Genomic DNA, 14,878 nt, shown 5'->3' with positions numbered 1-14,878 from the left:
GGGGAATTTCATCACGCTGCCTTACGTCCGAGCCAGACAGCGACAGCGATGCACAGGCCGATGCCGAACGTCCACACGAACAGACCCTCGGAGACCGGGCCGAGGTTGCCCAGGGTGTGACCACCCTGCGCAGGCTGCTTCTCGATGTCCTTGAGGTAGGTGATGATGTCCTTCTTGTCCTGCGGCGACAGGTTCGTGTCGTTGAACACCGGCATGGACTGCGGGCCCGTCTGCATGGCCTCGTAGATGTGCTTGCCCGAGACGGACGTCAGCTGCGGCGCGTACTTGCCTCGCGTCAGCGCGCCACCCGAGCCGGCGAAGTTGTGGCACATGGCGCAGTTGACGCGGAACAGTTCGCCACCCTTGGCCGAGTTGCCACCCGTGGTCGTGTACTGCTTCTCAGGGACGTTGGGACCGGTGCCGAGCGAGGCCACGTAGGCGGCCATCTGGGCGATCTCCTTGTCGCTGAACTGCTTCGTGTTGCGCTGCGCCTGCGTGTTGGGCGCGGCGAGCGGCATGCGGCCGGTGCCCACCTGGAAGTCGACGGCGGCAGCGCCGACGCCCACGAGGGAGGGGCCGGCGGACGTGCCGGTGGCGTTCGTGCCGTGGCAGGTCGAGCAGTTCGAGAGGAACAGCTGCTTGCCAGCGTTGACGTCACTGGCGGACGTCGTCTCGGCCTTGGCGCTCTTCGGCGCGAAGGCTGCGTACAGGCCACCGGTGACGACCAGGGCCAGCAGCAGGACGACGAACAGGGAGGCCGGGTGTCGGCGGCGGGCGGCGAGAGTGCTCACAAGGACATCCTGTCGGCGGTCGGGGGAGTCAGGGTTCGGGTTCTGCGCGTGGTGTCGCGCATCACTTGAGGAGGTAGATGGCAGCGAACAACGCGATCCACACGACGTCCACGAAGTGCCAGTAGTAGGACGTCACGATCGCGCCCGTGGCCTGGTGGTGGCTGTAGGTGCGAGAGGTGAACGTGCGTCCGATGATGAGCAGGAACGCGAGAAGGCCACAGGTCACGTGGATGCCATGGAAGCCGGTCGTGATGTAGAACATCGAGCCGTAGGCGTCGCTGTCGAGGGAGATGCCCTCCTCGTGCAGCGTGGCGTACTCCATGATCTGGCCGGAGACGAAGATCGCGCCGAACAGGTAGGTGAGGGAGTACCACTCACGCATGCCCCACTTGCCGACCTCGAGCAGCTTGCCCGTGCGGTGGGGGATGCCGTGCTCCGCCTTGAACACGCCGAGCTGGCACCACACGGACGAGATCACGAGGATCGTCGTGTTGATGGCCGCCAGCGTCACGTTCAGGTGCGACGTGCGTTCGTGCCACAGGTCGCCTGCCACGGAGCGGATCGTGAAATACATCGCGAACAATCCGGCAAAGAACATGAGTTCGCTCCCGAGCCACACCATCGTGCCTACGGCAGTCAGGTTGGGTCGGGTCGCCGGTGCGTGCCCGGCGGGGATGCCGTGTTCGCTCGTCTGAGCTGTAGTTGCGGTCGCCACCCGGACATTATGTCCTGCCCTGGCAGCGATCATGACAGCGGCCCCCCAATTGGACACATATTCGTTATCTGCTCTGTGTGCTCGCTGGGTGTTGAAGGGTGTTCTTCCTGTGTGTGTTGACGCGGTTGCAACCCCGCACGCCAGCGCCTAGCACGGTGACGCGGGACGTCGGTGGACGCGCCTGTCGCAAGGTCACGGCGCGGCTTAGGGTGGTGCTACGACGAACGACGTGCAAGGAGATCCGTCATGAAGTGGCCGAGCCTCGTGGCCCAGCTCATGCGTGGGGAGGACCTGACGCCAGAGCAGACCCACGCCGCGATGACGGCCGTGATGAACGGGGAGGTCGCCCCCGTTCCGCTCGCGGCGTTCCTCGTCGCACTGCACAGCAAGGGCGAGACGGTGGAGGAGCTGCGGGGGCTCGCCGACGTCATGGTCGAGCACGCCCGGCCGTTCAGGCTCGACGTGCCGGCCCTCGACATCGTCGGCACGGGCGGCGACATGGCACACACCGTCAACATCTCGACGATGGCCGCGCTCGTGTGCGCCGGTGCCGGGGTCAAGGTGGCCAAGCACGGCAACCGAGCCAGCTCGAGCTCGACCGGGACGGCTGACGTTCTCGAAGCGCTCGGGGTTGACCTGAGCGCGGACGTCGACGAGCTGCAGCAACACGCGACGCATGCCCCGATGACGTTCCTGTTCGCCCAGAGCTTCCACCCCGCGATGCGGCACGCCGCCGCGACGCGGCGGGAGCTCGCCGTCCCGACAGCGTTCAACTTCCTCGGCCCCCTGACCAATCCGGCGCGCCCAGCCATCGCTGCTGTGGGTTGCGCGAACGGTCGGATGGCACCGGTCATGGCCGGCGTCTTCGCGCAACGCGGCGCCGATGCGGCGGTCTTCCGTGGTGACGACGGCCTCGACGAGCTCACCCTGGCGACGACGTCGAGCCTGTGGTGGGTGCACGACGGCGAGGTCGTCGAAGAGAGCATCTCGCCCGAGCAGGTCGGGCTGTCGCCAGCCCCGATCGAGGCGCTGCGTGGCGGAGACGCGTCGTTCAACGCGCAGGTCGTCCGTGACGTCCTCGCCGGGAAGCGCGGGCCCGTGCGCGACGCCGTCCTGCTCAACGCCGGCGCGGCTCTCGCACTCGTCGCCCAGTACGAGCGCGGCAGCCTCTTCGGTGGCGCGGACGACCTCGCGTCCGGCATCCGTGCGGGCATGACGCGCGCTGCCGAGGCCGTCGATTCCGGCGCCGCGCAACGCACGCTCGACGTCTGGATCCACGGTTCGAGTGCCGTAGACGCCGATTCCGAGCCCCTCATGAAGGAGACCCGATGATCACCGCCATCGTCCTCATCAAGGCGGACGTCGCACGCATCCCCGAGGTGGCCCAGCACGTCGCCGACGTGCCCGGGGTGACGGAGGTCTACTCGGTGACCGGAGGCGTCGACCTCATCGCGATGGTGCGCGTCACGGCGTACGAGCAACTCGCCGAGGTGATCTCCGGAAGCATCAACAAGGTTGACGGCGTGCTCGAGACCGACACGCACCTGGCCTTTCGCACCTACTCCCAACGCGATCTCGACGCCGGGTTCGATCTGGGGCTCGACGACTGACGGGTCGTCGCCCGCCCCTGTCCGGGATGCGCGAGCAGGCGGGACTCGACGGCTGCCGCTTCGTGCGCGCGGCGGACGACGGGATCGAGATCGTCGAGGTAGCGTGTCGCGGCATCCCGCGGGCTGACCCACGGCGCGTCCGTCTCGACGATGCGGGTGCCTGCGCGCGCGATCCAGCGCAGGAGCACTTCCGTCTCCTCCTCGAGCGCTGCGGAACGGTGTGCAGGCGGGGTCGCGACGGCCTCGGCCGTCGCCCGCAAGGCCTCGATCGTCAGCCGTGGATCCTGACCGGGTCGTGAGGCACCGCTCGCCGCGAGCCGACCGTGTCGGATGACGGCGAACTCCCAGCCGCCGCCCCGACGTGGCCGTGCCGCCATGAGATGCGGATTGTTGACGATGGGTGCCCGGCGCTGGTGACGGTCGAGCCCACGCAGGAGCTCGATGAGGGCGTCGCGCCCAGCGCGGGCCTCCTCGAAGCGCTCCTGCCCCGCGAGGCGGGCCAAGCGCGCCTCGACGTCATTGACGATGGACCCGGGCTCGTTGAGCAGTTCCTGCCTCAACCTCGACACGAGGTCGAGGTAATCGGGCTGGGTGATGCCTCCGATGCAGGGCGCATCGCACCGATCCATCTCCGCCAGGACGCACGCCGTGCCGCCCTTGGCGCGGATGGGCGTGGTGCACTGGCGAATGCGGCGAACGTCGTGCACCGCATCGCGGGCGAGCCGCGCGGCGACCATCGTGCGGAACGGGCCGAGGTACGTCGCCTCGTCGGCTCGCTGCTCGCGCACGACGGACAGGCGCGGGAACTTCTCGTCGGTGATCTTGAGCCATGCGATCTTCTCCGGCCGGCTCGAGCGTCGGTTGAACCGTGGCCGATGCTCGGCGATGAGCCGGATCTCACGCACGTGTGCCTCCAGCGCCGTCGCGCAGGGGATGGGCGTCACGCGGGCGGCGAGATCGACCATGAGCCCCATCTCGCGACGCTTCTCCGACGCGGTGAAGTACGAACGCACGCGGGTGCGGATGTTGCCGGACGTGCCGACGTACAGCGGCTTTCCGTCCTCGTTCTCGAAGACGTAGACGCCGGGCTCGGCGGGCAGGCCGTCGGCCAGGGTGGCCTTGCGGCGCCGCGCCGCCGGCACCTTCGCGCTGAAGGAGAGAAGTTCCTCACGCGAGGTGACGCCGAGACTGCCGGCTCGCGAGAGCAGGGCGTGCAGGACGTCGACGGTGGCCTGGGCGTCAGCGAGGGCGCGGTGATTCGGGTTGACACTTGCGCCGAAGTGGGCCGCGAGCGTGCCGAGGCGGTGATTGCGGACCTCGTCGCGCGGCACGAGGGCGCGGGCGAGCTTGACCGTGTCGACGACCGCAGGAGCGGGCCACGGGACCTCGAGATCCCGTGCGGCCGCCGTGAGGAAGCCGACATCGAAGGGTGCGTTGTGGGCGACGAGGACGGCGTCGGGCCCGAGGAACTCGAAGAACGCGGGCAGCACCGATGCCAGCTTCGGCGCGTCGTGCACCATCGCCGTCGTGATGCCGGTGAGCCGCTGGATCTGCGGTGGGATCGCGCAGCCGGGGTCGACGAGGGTGGCGAACTCGCCGAGCACCTCGCCGCCACGGACCTTGACGGCGCCGATCTCCGTGATGCCCTGCGCGCCCGGGCGACCCCCGGCGGTCTCGAGGTCGACGATGACGAAGGTGACGTCGTGCAACGGGGTGCCGAGATCGTCGAGGCAGCCCTGCACCGCGGTCGGATTCGTCTGCGTGTTCGTCACCATGTCGCGAACGCTAGACGGCGGTGGTGACAACCCCCGGATGAGGCGGTGGCCGGGGCCTTTCAAGGGGGTGGGGACGGGCAAGCGGCGCGGCGGGGACGAGGCGCGCCGCGACGGGCGGTCGCGGAGGTCGGACGCGGGCGATCTTCGACCGCGACGAACGTGTCGATGACCCCCGAATCGCCCGGGACGGCGGGGTTGTCGGTGCTCGAACCTAGCGTGCGAAACACATCGAGACCCGTTGGGGAATCGACCGATCAGCGCTTCGAGGAGGCGTCATGCTCATCACCTGTGGTTCGTGCCCGGCACGAGGTCGTGCGTGCGACACGTGCGTCATGAAGACGTTCCTGGACATGCCCGCCGTCACCAGCGGCCCCGTCTGGGAGGAGGAGGACCACCGTGTTCTCGACATGCTCTGCAGCGCCGGTCTCGTCGGTGATGAGGACGCGGCGTCAGCGCTGCTGGAGAGCGCTCCGTTCGCCGGTCTGCGCGCCGCCGTGTGAGAACCTCCTACGCTTGCGCCATGCTGTCGAGACGCCACTTCGTCCTGGGAGGCGTCATCGCCCCCGCGGGGGGGATCCTGGGGCTCGCAGGGTGCGAGCGCCGACCCGGGGGCACGTCGTCGTCAGCCGAGTCAAGTGGCGGAACCGATGGCGGGGTCTCGAGCCTCACGATCGACACCGTCCTCGGGCGCGTGGTGCTGCGGTTGCCGAACGCGCTCGACGAAGGCGCGTCCTCGCCATCAGGGGCCGGGGACGATGCCTCGGCGCAGTGGCGCGCGTGCGTCGAGGCGGCCGGGCACCGGATCGCTGAGGTGTGGGGCACCACGCGGCCGGCGGGTCTCGAAGGTGATCTGCGGGTGACGCTCTGCCGCGACGACGCGGAGTTCGCGGCGAGTGCCGACGGGTTGGACGCCGACACCGCGGGCGTCACCACGAGGCAGGGTGTGTTCCTCGCGCCCTCTGTCGCCTCGTCGCTGACGGAGGCCGGCCGCCGGGTCGTTCTCGCGCACGAGCTGACGCATCTGTGGCTCGGGCAGTTCGGCGCGGACGCGACGCAGTGGTGGCTGAAGGAGGGAGCCGCCGAGTGGACGGCCGCACCTCTCGTGTCGGTGCCTGAACGCAGCCGCTGGCCGACGCTCGCCCAAGCGGCGCCGCAGAAGAAGATCGGGGATTCACCGCCCCCGCAGGAGCAGGTGGGCACCGAGCTCGGATACGAATGGGCGCACGCCTACGTCACGTATCTCGCCGATGGTGCAGGCACCGCACGGGTCGTCGCGCTCGTGCGCGCCCGACCGCGTGACGCGACCGCAGTCGCGGCGTCACTCGTCGCGGGTCGAGAGAGCTTCACCACCTGGCTGTCAGGTCGGCTCCGGTGAGGGGTGACGACGGCGACGAGGCGGCGTGAGCTGTCTCAGGCGCGGGGAGAGGAGTAGATCGAGTCGATGACGTCGGCGTAGTCGTCGAGCACGACGTTGCGCTTGACCTTGAGGGAGGGCGTCAGGTGCCCGGATTCCTGCGTCAGGGGCGTGGTCAGCACCCGGAAGGCGCGGATCGACTCGGCACGGGAGACGAGGGTGTTGGCCTGGTCGACGGCCTTCTGCAGTTCGTCGAGTACCCGCTGATCCTGTGCTGCGTCTGCGGGGTCCAGGTCGGTGATGCCGCGCGCGCTCGCCCAGCCGGGCAGCATCTCCTCGTCGAGGCACAGCAGCGCCGCGATGAACGGTTTGGCGTCGCCCACGACGACGGCTTCTCCGATGAGGGGGTGCGAGCGCAGGGAATCCTCCAGCTTGGCGGGGCTGACGTTCTTGCCGCCCGCCGTCACGAGGATGTCCTTCTTGCGCCCCGTGATCGTCAGGTAGCCGTCGGCGTCGAGTTCACCGAGGTCGCCGGTGCGGAACCAACCGTCGACCTTCGCCTCGTCGGTGGCCTCGGGGTTGTGCAAGTACTCGCGGAAGACGTTGATGCCCTTGACGAGGATCTCGCCGTCGTCGTCGATCCGCAGGCCGACGCCGGGGCAGGCGGGGCCGACGGTGCCGATGCGCAGCGCCTTCGGCGGGTTGACGCAGGCGGGAGCCGTCGTCTCGGTGAGTCCGTATCCCTCGAGAACGGGCAGGCCGATGCCGTTGTAGAAGTGCGCCAACCGGGCCGACAGGGGAGCGCCCCCGGAGATGGAGTAGCGCAGATGACCGCCGAACGCTGAGCGCAGCTTCGCGTAGACCAGTCGGTCGAACACGGCGTGCTTGACGCGCAGGGTGAGCGGCGCGCGGCGTCCGGCGTTCGTCGCCTCGCTGTAGGCGATCGCGGTGTCGGCGGCGGCGGCGAAGATCTTGCCGCGGCCCTCGCCCTGCGCACGCTGCTCGGCGGAGTTGTAGACCTTCTCGAACACGCGCGGCACGCCGAGCAGGTACGACGGCGCGTACGTGCCGAGGTCGTCGACGAGCGTCCCGATCGTCGTGTGGGCGAGGCGTGTGCGTGAGGCGATCGCGACGAACTGGATGAGGCGGGCGAAGACGTGGGCGAGCGGCAGGAACAGCAGGGTGCCGTTGTTCTCCTCACCGCCGTTGACGAGGTCGTCCATCAGCGCGAGGCAGTTCTGCGACAACGACACGAAGTTGCCGTGCGTCAGCACGCATCCCTTCGGCAGGCCGGTCGTGCCCGAGGTGTAGATGATCGTTGCGACGTGGTCGGCGTCGACGGCGTCGCGGCGCGCACGCATCTGCGCGTCACTGACCTCCGGGGCACCCTCGAGCAGTTCGTCGAGGTGGCCGGCGTCGATCTGCCAGACGTCGCGCAGATGGGGGCAGCGCTCGCGTACCTGCGAGACGGTGAGCGCCATCTCCTGGTTCTCGACGACGACGGCGACGGCCTCGGAATCGGCGAGGATCCAGGCGACCTGGTCGCTCGAGGACGTCTCGTAGATCGGCACGACGACAGCGCCGCACGTCAGCAGCGCGAGGTCGGTGAGCGTCCACTCGTAGCGGGTCGTGCTCATCAGCGCGACGCGGTCACCCGCTTCGACGCCCGCCGCCATGAACCCCTTGGCGAGCGTCTCGACCTGCGTGAGGAATTCCTCGTGTGTCACCCCGGCCCACGTCGCGCCCTCACGCCGGGCGTAACCGATGCCCCGCGGATCCTCGGACGCGTTGCGCACCACGATGTGCGGAAGCGCGAGCTCCTCGTCGAACGGCACGAGCAGCTTCGTGCTCACTTCACGCATTGCGGATCCTCGCTGGGTCGGTACTAGGTCGGTGGCGGCGGTCGATGAGAGCCGTCGTCATGCGTACCTTACGACCCCGCCCCCGCTCGGCGCATACCCTCGGTGTCATGACGACGAACAGCGACGCCCTCAGCGAGGGCCGCATCCGGATCGAGGCGAGCTGCGCTCGGGTGCTCGACGTGGTGCTCGACCTGCCGGCCTACCCGCAGTGGTCGAAGGACGTCGCGCGAGCCGTCGTGCTGAGTCGAACGCCCTCCGGCGACGTCGACCAGGCACAGCTGACGTTCGCCTCCGGCCCGTTCAAGGACGTCGTGACGCTCGCGTACACGGTGGCTCGTCGCCCCGACGGCGCACGGGTGGCGTGGCAACTCGTCGAGGCGCAGCACATCGAGGCGATGCAGGGCCACTACGACCTGCGTGCTGACGGCGACGCCACCGACGTCGCGTATGCCCTGCACGCACGGCCCGGCTTTCCGCTGCACACGGCGTTGCGCCGGAAGGTCGAGACGCAGATCATCACCGCGGCCCTCGATGCGTTGAAGGCGCACGCCGAGGCGCCGGATCTCGATCACGGTGGGGCGAACGCCACCGCCTGAGGCGCCGTATGTGCGGCCCCGCCACCGGGGCGCCACCCGATTTGGGCTGGGCGCCCTGCCCCGTCAGGATGATCGTGACGGCCCGTGCGCCGTCGCCGTCCGCGAGCAGTGAGGAACGAGCGTGACACTCAGCATCGGCATCGACATCGGTGGCACGAAGATCGCCGGGGGCCTCGTCGACTCCGGCGGCACCATCGTGCGCCGCGCGCGCCGCGACACGCCCGCGCAGGAGCCCGACGCCATCGTGGCCGCCACCGTCGAACTCATCGACGAGCTGGGCGCCGCGGCGCGTGCCGAAGGCGTCGAGGCGCCCAAGGTGGGGGTCGCGTGCGCCGGATACATCGACAAGCAGGGCGCGAACGTCCTGTTCGCCCCCAACATCGCGTGGCGGCACGAGCCGCTGCGCGCACGCCTCGAAGAAGCGACGGGGCACGCCGTCGTCATCGAGAACGACGCGAACGCGGCCGCCTACGGCGAGTTCCTCCACGGTGGCGGCGCGGACGTCGACGACATGGTCATGGTGACGCTGGGCACCGGTGTCGGCGGCGGCATCGTCCTCGACGGCGAACTCATGCGCGGCAGCCACGGCATCGCCGCCGAGATCGGGCACATGCGTGTCGTGCCGGGCGGTCACCTGTGCGGTTGCGGCAATCGCGGTTGTTTCGAGGTGTACGCCTCCGGGTCCGCACTCGTGCGTGAGGCGCGCGAGCTCGTCGCCTCGGGCGCACCCGAGGCTGCTCGACTTCGCGAGGCCTGCGCGGGCGACCCGGAAGCGCTGCGCGGCGCGCACGTCACGGCAGCGGCACAAGAGGGCGACGCGGCAGCCCTGGCGCTGCTGAGCGAGATCGGCCGCTGGGTCGGCGAGGGCTGCGCGTCACTCGCGGCCGTGCTCGACCCGGCCGTCTTCGTCATCGGCGGGGGGCTCGCGGAGGCGGGCGACCTCGTCCTCGAATCGGCTCGTATCCACTTCGCCGACGAGCTGACGGGCGGCGGGCACCGTCCGTCGCCGCGTTTCGTCGTCGCACAACTCGGCAACGACGCCGGCGTCATCGGCGCCGCAGCGCTCGCAGAGAGGGGGCGTGCATGAGTCTCGCCATCGGAATCGACATCGGCGGCACGAAGGTCGCGGGCGGCCTCGTCGACGAGCGCGGCACCGTCATCGCGCGCGCTCGCCGCGACACGCCGCACCGCTCGACGAAGGCCGCCGTCGTCGAGGACCTGCTCGTCAGCGTCGTCGATGAACTGCAGGATGCCGCCGAACGCGACGACCTCGGCGAGGTCAGCGCCATCGGCATCGGCGCGGCGGGATTCGTCGGCGCCGACCGCTCGACCGTCGTCTTCGCGCCGCATCTGTCGTGGCGCAACGAGCCGTTGCGCGAGAACCTGCGCGCCCGTTGCGCGTTCCCCGTCTTCGTCGACAACGACGCGAACACCGCGTGCTGGGCGGAGTGGCGTTTCGGTGCGGTGGCAGGCGAGAGCCACGTCGTCATGGTCAACCTCGGCACCGGCATCGGCGGCGCCATCCTCGTCGACGGGGTGATGCAGCGCGGTCGCTACGGCATCGCGGGCGAGTTCGGGCATATGCAGGTCGTGCCCGGCGGCATCCGTTGTGAGTGCGGCAACCGCGGGTGCTGGGAGCAGTACGCCAGCGGTAACGCGCTCGTGCGCGAGGCGCGCTCGCTGCTCGCGGCGCAGTCGCCGATGGCGCACGACATCGAGGCAGAGATCGGCGGCGACCTGACGAAGCTGACCGGGCCCATGATCACCGAGGCCGCGGCGGCAGGGGACGCGACGGCGGCCGAACTGCTCGCCGAGATCGGTTCGTGGCTCGGCACCGGCCTCGCGAACCTCGCGAGCGCGTTCGACCCGGGCGCGTTCGTCATCGGCGGCGGCGTCTCGGCAGCCGGCGAGATGCTGCTGACGCCGGCGCGCGAGGCCTTCCGCAAGCAGCTGCCGGGGCGCGGCTACCGCCCGGAGGCACGAATCGTGCAGGCGCAGCTCGGCAACGAGGCCGGGCTCATCGGCGCGGCCGACCTGGCGCGCAGTGCCGTCGAGGAGGACATCGCATGACCACCCGTCTTATGTCGTACAACGTGCGCGGCCTCAAGGACGACCGCGCGGCCCTGCTGCGCGTCATCCGGCACGCCGCGCCCGACGTGCTGTGCCTGCAGGAGATGCCGCGCCATCCGTTCTCCGACCATCGCATCGCCGAGTTCGCCGAATCCGTCGGGCTCGTGTGGAGCGGCGGCAACCGTCACCGCATGAGCACCGCGATCGTGACGGCGCCGCGCCTCGACGTCGCCGCGAGCGGCCACGGCCTCTACACCGTGCCGCGTCCGCAGGAGCCGCGCGGTTACGCATGGGCCGAGGTGTGCCTGCCCGGCGAGGCGAAGTGGCTCGCGATCAGCACGCATCTGTCGCTCTACAGCTCGATGCGCGCCGGGCACGCGCGTGAGCTCATCGCCGACCCGAACCTGCCGGGCGACGTGCCGTGGGTGATCGCCGGCGACTTCAACGAGCTCGAGAACGGGCCCGCGGGGCGGGAGTTCAAGGCACATGGGCTCGTCGACGCGGGGCCGCGCATCAACACCTTCAACGCCGCCGAACCGCACAAGCGCATCGACTTTGTCTACGCCTCGCCGTCGCTGAAGCTGGAGACGGTCGACATGAGCGCCGTGGAGCACGACATGACGGTCGCGACCGATCACCGCCCGCTCGTCGTCGACGTCACGGGGACGTCGCACTGACGTCCGCTGGGAGGGCCCGGGGGATCGGACGAGGCCGCTCGGGCCGGCAGTCGCAGAAGCTCTGACGCAGAGGCTCAGACGCGGGCGCCATCGTCGTCATCGTCGTGCTCGTCGCGGTTCTTCGGCTGTCTCGCGACGGCGAGGGCGAAGCCGCCGAAGAGCAGCCCCGCCGCGACGAGCCACCACAGCGTGGCCGCCTCACGATCGAACAGGGTGAGGTAGAGCAGCCACACCGGCCCGAGGACGAAGCAGGCGAGCATGATGACGCTCGCCGGGTCACCGGTCTCGAACGGTGCGGGCTCAGGCGGGACGAAGGGTTCCTCGTCCAGGTCATCGAGATCGTCGTGGTCGTGTTGACCTGCAGCGCTCCCAGCCTGCCCGTGAGGCGGCGGCGTCATCACCCATGGCTGCTCGTCCGGCATGCGCCACTGCGGCCGGAAGCCGGGTACAGGACCGTCGTCGGCCGGGGCCGGCGAGGCGGGCGTCATGGGCGTGGTCTCGTCGGATGTGGGCTCGAAGAGATCCCGGTGGGCGCCGCGGCGGGTCGCGGATTCCGACGCTGCGTCGAGGTCGAGATGACGGGTGATCTGGGCGAACTCGGCGTCCCAGTCGCGGTCGCGGGGCTCGGTGCTCATCGCAGCGCCTCGCCGACGCGCGAGGTGGCCCGCCCGGGCGCGGACGTCGGTGGGCAGGTGCGGGGCCGGGTTCGCATGTGCTCATCCTGGCACGCTGCGTCGCCGTGGCGGCATGTGCAGGCCGGTGTGACCCAGTAGAGTGAAGCCGTCCTGCACCCCGAGAGGAAGACTTCCCGTGCTCTACTGGCTTCTCAAGAGGGTTCTCGTCGGGCCTGCGCTTCGAACGGTCTTCCGCCCGACGGTCGAGGGCCTCGAGCACATTCCCGACGCCGGCCCGGCGATCCTGGCGATCAACCACCTCTCCTATTCGGACTGGCTGTTCGTCCCGCTCGTCGTCGAACGCCGCGTCACGTTCGTCGCGAAGTCGGAGTACTTCACGACGCCCGGCGTCAAGGGGCGCCTGCAGAAGGGCTTCTTCTCCGGCACGGGTCAGGTGCCGATCGATCGCACGAGCGGTTCCGCGGCAGCCGGTGCGCTCGCGACCGGCAAGCGCATCCTCGCCGCCGGTGAGCTGTTCGGCATCTTCCCCGAGGGCACGCGCTCGCCCGACGGCCGTCTCTACAAGGGCAAGACCGGTATCGCGCGTCTCGCGCTCGAGAGTGGCGTGCCCGTCATCCCGGTCGCCCTCATGGACACCGACACCGTCGCACCTCCCGGCGAGAAGTTCGGCCGTTACGCGCAACCGCACGTGCGCTTCGGCGCGCCGCTCGACTTCTCGCGCTTCGACGGCATGGGCTCCGACCGTTTCGTGCTGCGCTCCATCACCGACGAGATCATGTATGAACTGATGCTGCTGTCCGGCCAGGAGTACGTTGATGAGTACGCCGCGTCGCGCAAGAAGTCGGTCGGCGAGCGTGCCCGCTCCCTCGGTGAGGGCGCCGTGCAGGTGGCCAAGGAGATCCAGGGCAGCGCCACCGCGGCCCTCGAAGACGCTGCCGCCCGCCTGCCGCGCAAGGGCTCGGACAAGGACGGCAAGGACATCAGGAGCAACGACGCGCCCGCCGGCGAGGCATCCGACGTCACGGCCGACGTCGAGGACATCGCGGTCCACGACGCCGCTCATGACGCCCCGGCTCATGACGCTGTCACGATCGATGACGGCGAGACGTCCGTGTCCGTCGAGCGTGTCGAACCTGTCGAATCCATCACGACCGACGGCACCGACGGCGACGCGCACGGCGCTCGCGACGCCGGCTGACGATCGCCGACCCTGTACCGGGCATCGCCCCGGGCTCTCGGGCCGGGGCGTCGACCTGGCATGGCCGCCCGCGAGTCCGGCTCGCGCGTCGCCCGTGATGTCTCACAGTCAGGGCCGATGTGCGCCATCGTGCTTCGACGCCTAGGCTCGCTCGAGTGAGTACCACGCCCGAAACGCAGAACACCCCGTCCGTGCCCACGCGTCCCGTGGGTCTCGAGTGGCCGCAGTTGCCTGCCAAGCAGCAGCCGTCGTGGCCGGATGACGGTTCGTTGGAGCGCGTGCGGGAGACGTTGGCCACCTATCCGCCGCTCGTCTTCGCGGGCGAGTGCGACGATCTGCGCACCCGCCTCGCCGCGGCGTCGCGCGGTGAGGCGTTCGTCCTGCAGGGCGGTGACTGCGCAGAGATGTTCGCCTCGGCGACGGCCGACAACATCCGTGACCGCGTCAAGACGATCCTGCAGATGGCTGCGGTGCTGACGTACGGCGCGAGCACGCCCGTCGTGAAGCTCGGCCGCATCGCCGGGCAGTTCGCCAAGCCGCGCTCGAAGGACACCGAGACGCGCGGCGACGTCACTCTGCCGGCCTACCGCGGTGACATGGTCAACGACTTCGCGTTCACGCCCGAGGCGCGTCGCCCCGACCCCGAGCGACTGCTGCAGGCCTACAACACGAGTGCGGCGACGCTCAACCTCGTGCGCGCGTTCACCCAGGGCGGTTTCGCCGACCTGCGCAATGTCCACGACTGGAACAAGGGCTTCATCGCCAACGCCGCCAACGCGCGCTACGAGAAGACGGCGAAGGACATCGACCGCGCGATGCGGTTCATGGCCGCCTGCGGGGTCGACTTCGACGCCCTGCGCGCCGTCGACTTCTTCTCGAGCCACGAGGCGCTGCTGCTCGACTACGAGCGTCCGCTGACGCGCGTCGACTCGCGTTCGGGACGCCCGTATGCGACGTCCGGGCACATGCTGTGGGTCGGTGAGCGCACGCGCGAGATCGACGGTGCGCACATCGACTTCGTCTCCCGCGTGTCGAACCCGGTGGGCATGAAGGTCGGGCCGAAGGCCGACCCGGACGACCTGCTGCGCATCATCGACAAGATCGATCCCGAGCGTGAGCCGGGCCGTCTGACGTTCATCACGCGCATGGGCGCGGGCACGATCCGTGAGGCGCTGCCGCCCATCGTCGAGCGACTCAAGGCCGAGGGCGCGGCGCCGGTGTGGATCACCGACCCGATGCACGGCAACACGTTCGAATCCGCGAGCGGTTTCAAGACGCGTCGTCTCGACGACATCGTCGACGAGGTGCGCGGCTTCTTCGAGGTTCACGAGGCGGCGGGCACCGTCCCGGGTGGCCTGCACGTCGAGCTGACGGGCAACGACGTGACCGAGTGCCTCGGCGGCAGCGTCGAGGTGCGTGACGAGGATCTGGAGAGCCGGTACGAGTCGGCCTGCGACCCGCGTCTCAACCACCAGCAGAGCCTCGAACTGGCCTACCTCGTCGCGGAGATGCTGAGCGCTCGCGCGCAGTGACGTCCGTGTCGAATTGACGACGATGCCCGCTCACCTCATGGTGGGCGGGCATCGTCGTGTGTT

General features: G+C 69.7%; 15 protein-coding genes. 10 read left to right on the top strand and 5 right to left on the bottom strand.

The genetic code is table 11. The annotated features are described in order from the left end of the window. Positions 1–11: 11 nt before the first annotated feature. Both NQ706_RS00500 and NQ706_RS00495 read right to left on the bottom strand, forming a co-directional pair. Positions 12–791 (bottom strand): cytochrome c, encoded by a 780-nt coding sequence (locus tag NQ706_RS00500; protein WP_038567793.1) that lies wholly within the window; start codon positions 789–791, stop codon positions 12–14. 61 nt (positions 792–852) lie between these two features. After that, the gene (locus NQ706_RS00495) at positions 853–1,506 is read right to left on the bottom strand and encodes a heme-copper oxidase subunit III (RefSeq protein WP_006946553.1); all 654 of its coding nucleotides are present in this window, start codon (positions 1,504–1,506) and stop codon (positions 853–855) included. A 246-nt stretch (positions 1,507–1,752) separates the two neighbouring features. Between NQ706_RS00495 and trpD the strand changes: the two genes are divergently transcribed. After that, complete coding sequence (gene trpD / locus NQ706_RS00490; protein ID WP_038567797.1) at positions 1,753–2,838, top strand: anthranilate phosphoribosyltransferase; 1,086 nt, start codon at positions 1,753–1,755, stop codon at positions 2,836–2,838. Beyond that, positions 2,835–3,116: an Lrp/AsnC family transcriptional regulator gene (locus NQ706_RS00485; RefSeq protein WP_038567799.1), complete on the top strand. Its 282-nt coding sequence runs from the start codon at positions 2,835–2,837 to the stop codon at positions 3,114–3,116. Before trpD ends, NQ706_RS00485 begins: the two co-directional genes overlap by 4 nt. Here NQ706_RS00485 and NQ706_RS00480 read toward each other — a convergent pair. Beyond that, positions 3,065–4,891: a DEDD exonuclease domain-containing protein gene (locus NQ706_RS00480; protein ID WP_038567801.1), complete on the bottom strand. Its 1,827-nt coding sequence runs from the start codon at positions 4,889–4,891 to the stop codon at positions 3,065–3,067. The genes NQ706_RS00485 and NQ706_RS00480 overlap by 52 nt on opposite strands. Positions 4,892–5,223: 332 nt before the next feature. Between NQ706_RS00480 and NQ706_RS00475 the strand changes: the two genes are divergently transcribed. Both NQ706_RS00475 and NQ706_RS00470 read left to right on the top strand, forming a co-directional pair. After that, on the top strand, positions 5,224–5,391 hold the full coding sequence (locus NQ706_RS00475; protein WP_006946593.1) for a hypothetical protein: 168 nt from the start codon (positions 5,224–5,226) through the stop codon (positions 5,389–5,391). Between the two features lie 20 nt (positions 5,392–5,411). Then, positions 5,412–6,266, top strand: coding sequence for a hypothetical protein (locus NQ706_RS00470; protein ID WP_038567805.1), 855 nt, complete (start codon positions 5,412–5,414; stop codon positions 6,264–6,266). A gap of 35 nt (positions 6,267–6,301) precedes the next feature. Here the strand turns inward: NQ706_RS00470 and NQ706_RS00465 are convergent, their stop codons facing one another. Continuing rightward, on the bottom strand, positions 6,302–8,107 hold the full coding sequence (locus NQ706_RS00465; RefSeq protein ID WP_038567807.1) for a long-chain fatty acid--CoA ligase: 1,806 nt from the start codon (positions 8,105–8,107) through the stop codon (positions 6,302–6,304). 107 nt (positions 8,108–8,214) lie between these two features. Here NQ706_RS00465 and NQ706_RS00460 point away from each other — a divergent pair, with 107 nt between their 5' ends. The 4 genes from NQ706_RS00460 to NQ706_RS00445 all read left to right on the top strand — a co-directional run bounded on the left by NQ706_RS00460 (position 8,215) and on the right by NQ706_RS00445 (position 11,450). Further along, a complete protein-coding gene (locus NQ706_RS00460) occupies positions 8,215–8,703 on the top strand; it encodes an SRPBCC family protein (protein ID WP_051805792.1) in 489 nt (162 codons plus the stop codon). A gap of 121 nt (positions 8,704–8,824) precedes the next feature. Continuing rightward, entirely contained in the window at positions 8,825–9,790 is a 966-nt protein-coding gene (locus NQ706_RS00455; RefSeq protein ID WP_038567809.1) for an ROK family glucokinase, read from the top strand. Further along, a complete protein-coding gene (locus tag NQ706_RS00450) occupies positions 9,787–10,773 on the top strand; it encodes an ROK family glucokinase (RefSeq protein ID WP_038567810.1) in 987 nt (328 codons plus the stop codon). The genes NQ706_RS00455 and NQ706_RS00450 overlap by 4 nt, the downstream gene beginning before the upstream one ends. Then, a complete protein-coding gene (locus tag NQ706_RS00445; protein ID WP_038567812.1) occupies positions 10,770–11,450 on the top strand; it encodes an endonuclease/exonuclease/phosphatase family protein in 681 nt (226 codons plus the stop codon). Before NQ706_RS00450 ends, NQ706_RS00445 begins: the two co-directional genes overlap by 4 nt. 74 nt (positions 11,451–11,524) lie before the next feature. On the opposite strand, the gene NQ706_RS00440 is transcribed toward NQ706_RS00445, so the two are convergent. After that, positions 11,525–12,085: a hypothetical protein gene (locus NQ706_RS00440; RefSeq protein WP_051805796.1), complete on the bottom strand. Its 561-nt coding sequence runs from the start codon at positions 12,083–12,085 to the stop codon at positions 11,525–11,527. 175 nt (positions 12,086–12,260) lie between these two features. On the opposite strand from NQ706_RS00440, the gene NQ706_RS00435 reads away from it, so the two are divergent. After that, on the top strand, positions 12,261–13,283 hold the full coding sequence (locus tag NQ706_RS00435; protein WP_081873633.1) for a 1-acyl-sn-glycerol-3-phosphate acyltransferase: 1,023 nt from the start codon (positions 12,261–12,263) through the stop codon (positions 13,281–13,283). A 191-nt stretch (positions 13,284–13,474) separates the two neighbouring features. Then, positions 13,475–14,815 carry a class II 3-deoxy-7-phosphoheptulonate synthase gene (locus NQ706_RS00430; RefSeq protein ID WP_006946641.1) on the top strand — a complete coding sequence of 447 codons (1,341 nt, stop codon included), beginning with the start codon at positions 13,475–13,477 and terminating at the stop codon, positions 14,813–14,815. The last annotated feature ends 63 nt before the right edge of the window (positions 14,816–14,878 follow it).

The sequence above is a fragment of the Dermacoccus sp. BD5 genome, assembly GCF_044878485.1.
In the GTDB taxonomy this organism is placed as follows: Bacteria; Actinomycetota; Actinomycetes; order Actinomycetales; family Dermatophilaceae; genus Dermacoccus; species Dermacoccus nishinomiyaensis.
This window is presented reverse-complemented; position numbering and strand designations above follow the sequence as displayed.

What these genes read in the sequence shown, in the direction of transcription:
- trpD (WP_038567797.1), top strand. Translation starts at nt 1,753, where the DNA reads ATGAAGTGGCCGAGCCTCGTGGCCCAGCTCATGCGTGGGGAGGACCTG.
- NQ706_RS00485 (WP_038567799.1), top strand. Translation starts at nt 2,835, where the DNA reads ATGATCACCGCCATCGTCCTCATCAAGGCGGACGTCGCACGCATCCCC.
- NQ706_RS00480 (WP_038567801.1), bottom strand. Translation starts at nt 4,891, where the DNA reads ATGGTGACGAACACGCAGACGAATCCGACCGCGGTGCAGGGCTGCCTC.
- NQ706_RS00475 (WP_006946593.1), top strand. Translation starts at nt 5,224, where the DNA reads ATGAAGACGTTCCTGGACATGCCCGCCGTCACCAGCGGCCCCGTCTGG.
- NQ706_RS00470 (WP_038567805.1), top strand. Translation starts at nt 5,412, where the DNA reads ATGCTGTCGAGACGCCACTTCGTCCTGGGAGGCGTCATCGCCCCCGCG.
- NQ706_RS00465 (WP_038567807.1), bottom strand. Translation starts at nt 8,107, where the DNA reads ATGCGTGAAGTGAGCACGAAGCTGCTCGTGCCGTTCGACGAGGAGCTC.
- NQ706_RS00460 (WP_051805792.1), top strand. Translation starts at nt 8,215, where the DNA reads ATGACGACGAACAGCGACGCCCTCAGCGAGGGCCGCATCCGGATCGAG.
- NQ706_RS00450 (WP_038567810.1), top strand. Translation starts at nt 9,787, where the DNA reads ATGAGTCTCGCCATCGGAATCGACATCGGCGGCACGAAGGTCGCGGGC.
- NQ706_RS00445 (WP_038567812.1), top strand. Translation starts at nt 10,770, where the DNA reads ATGACCACCCGTCTTATGTCGTACAACGTGCGCGGCCTCAAGGACGAC.
- NQ706_RS00440 (WP_051805796.1), bottom strand. Translation starts at nt 12,085, where the DNA reads ATGAGCACCGAGCCCCGCGACCGCGACTGGGACGCCGAGTTCGCCCAG.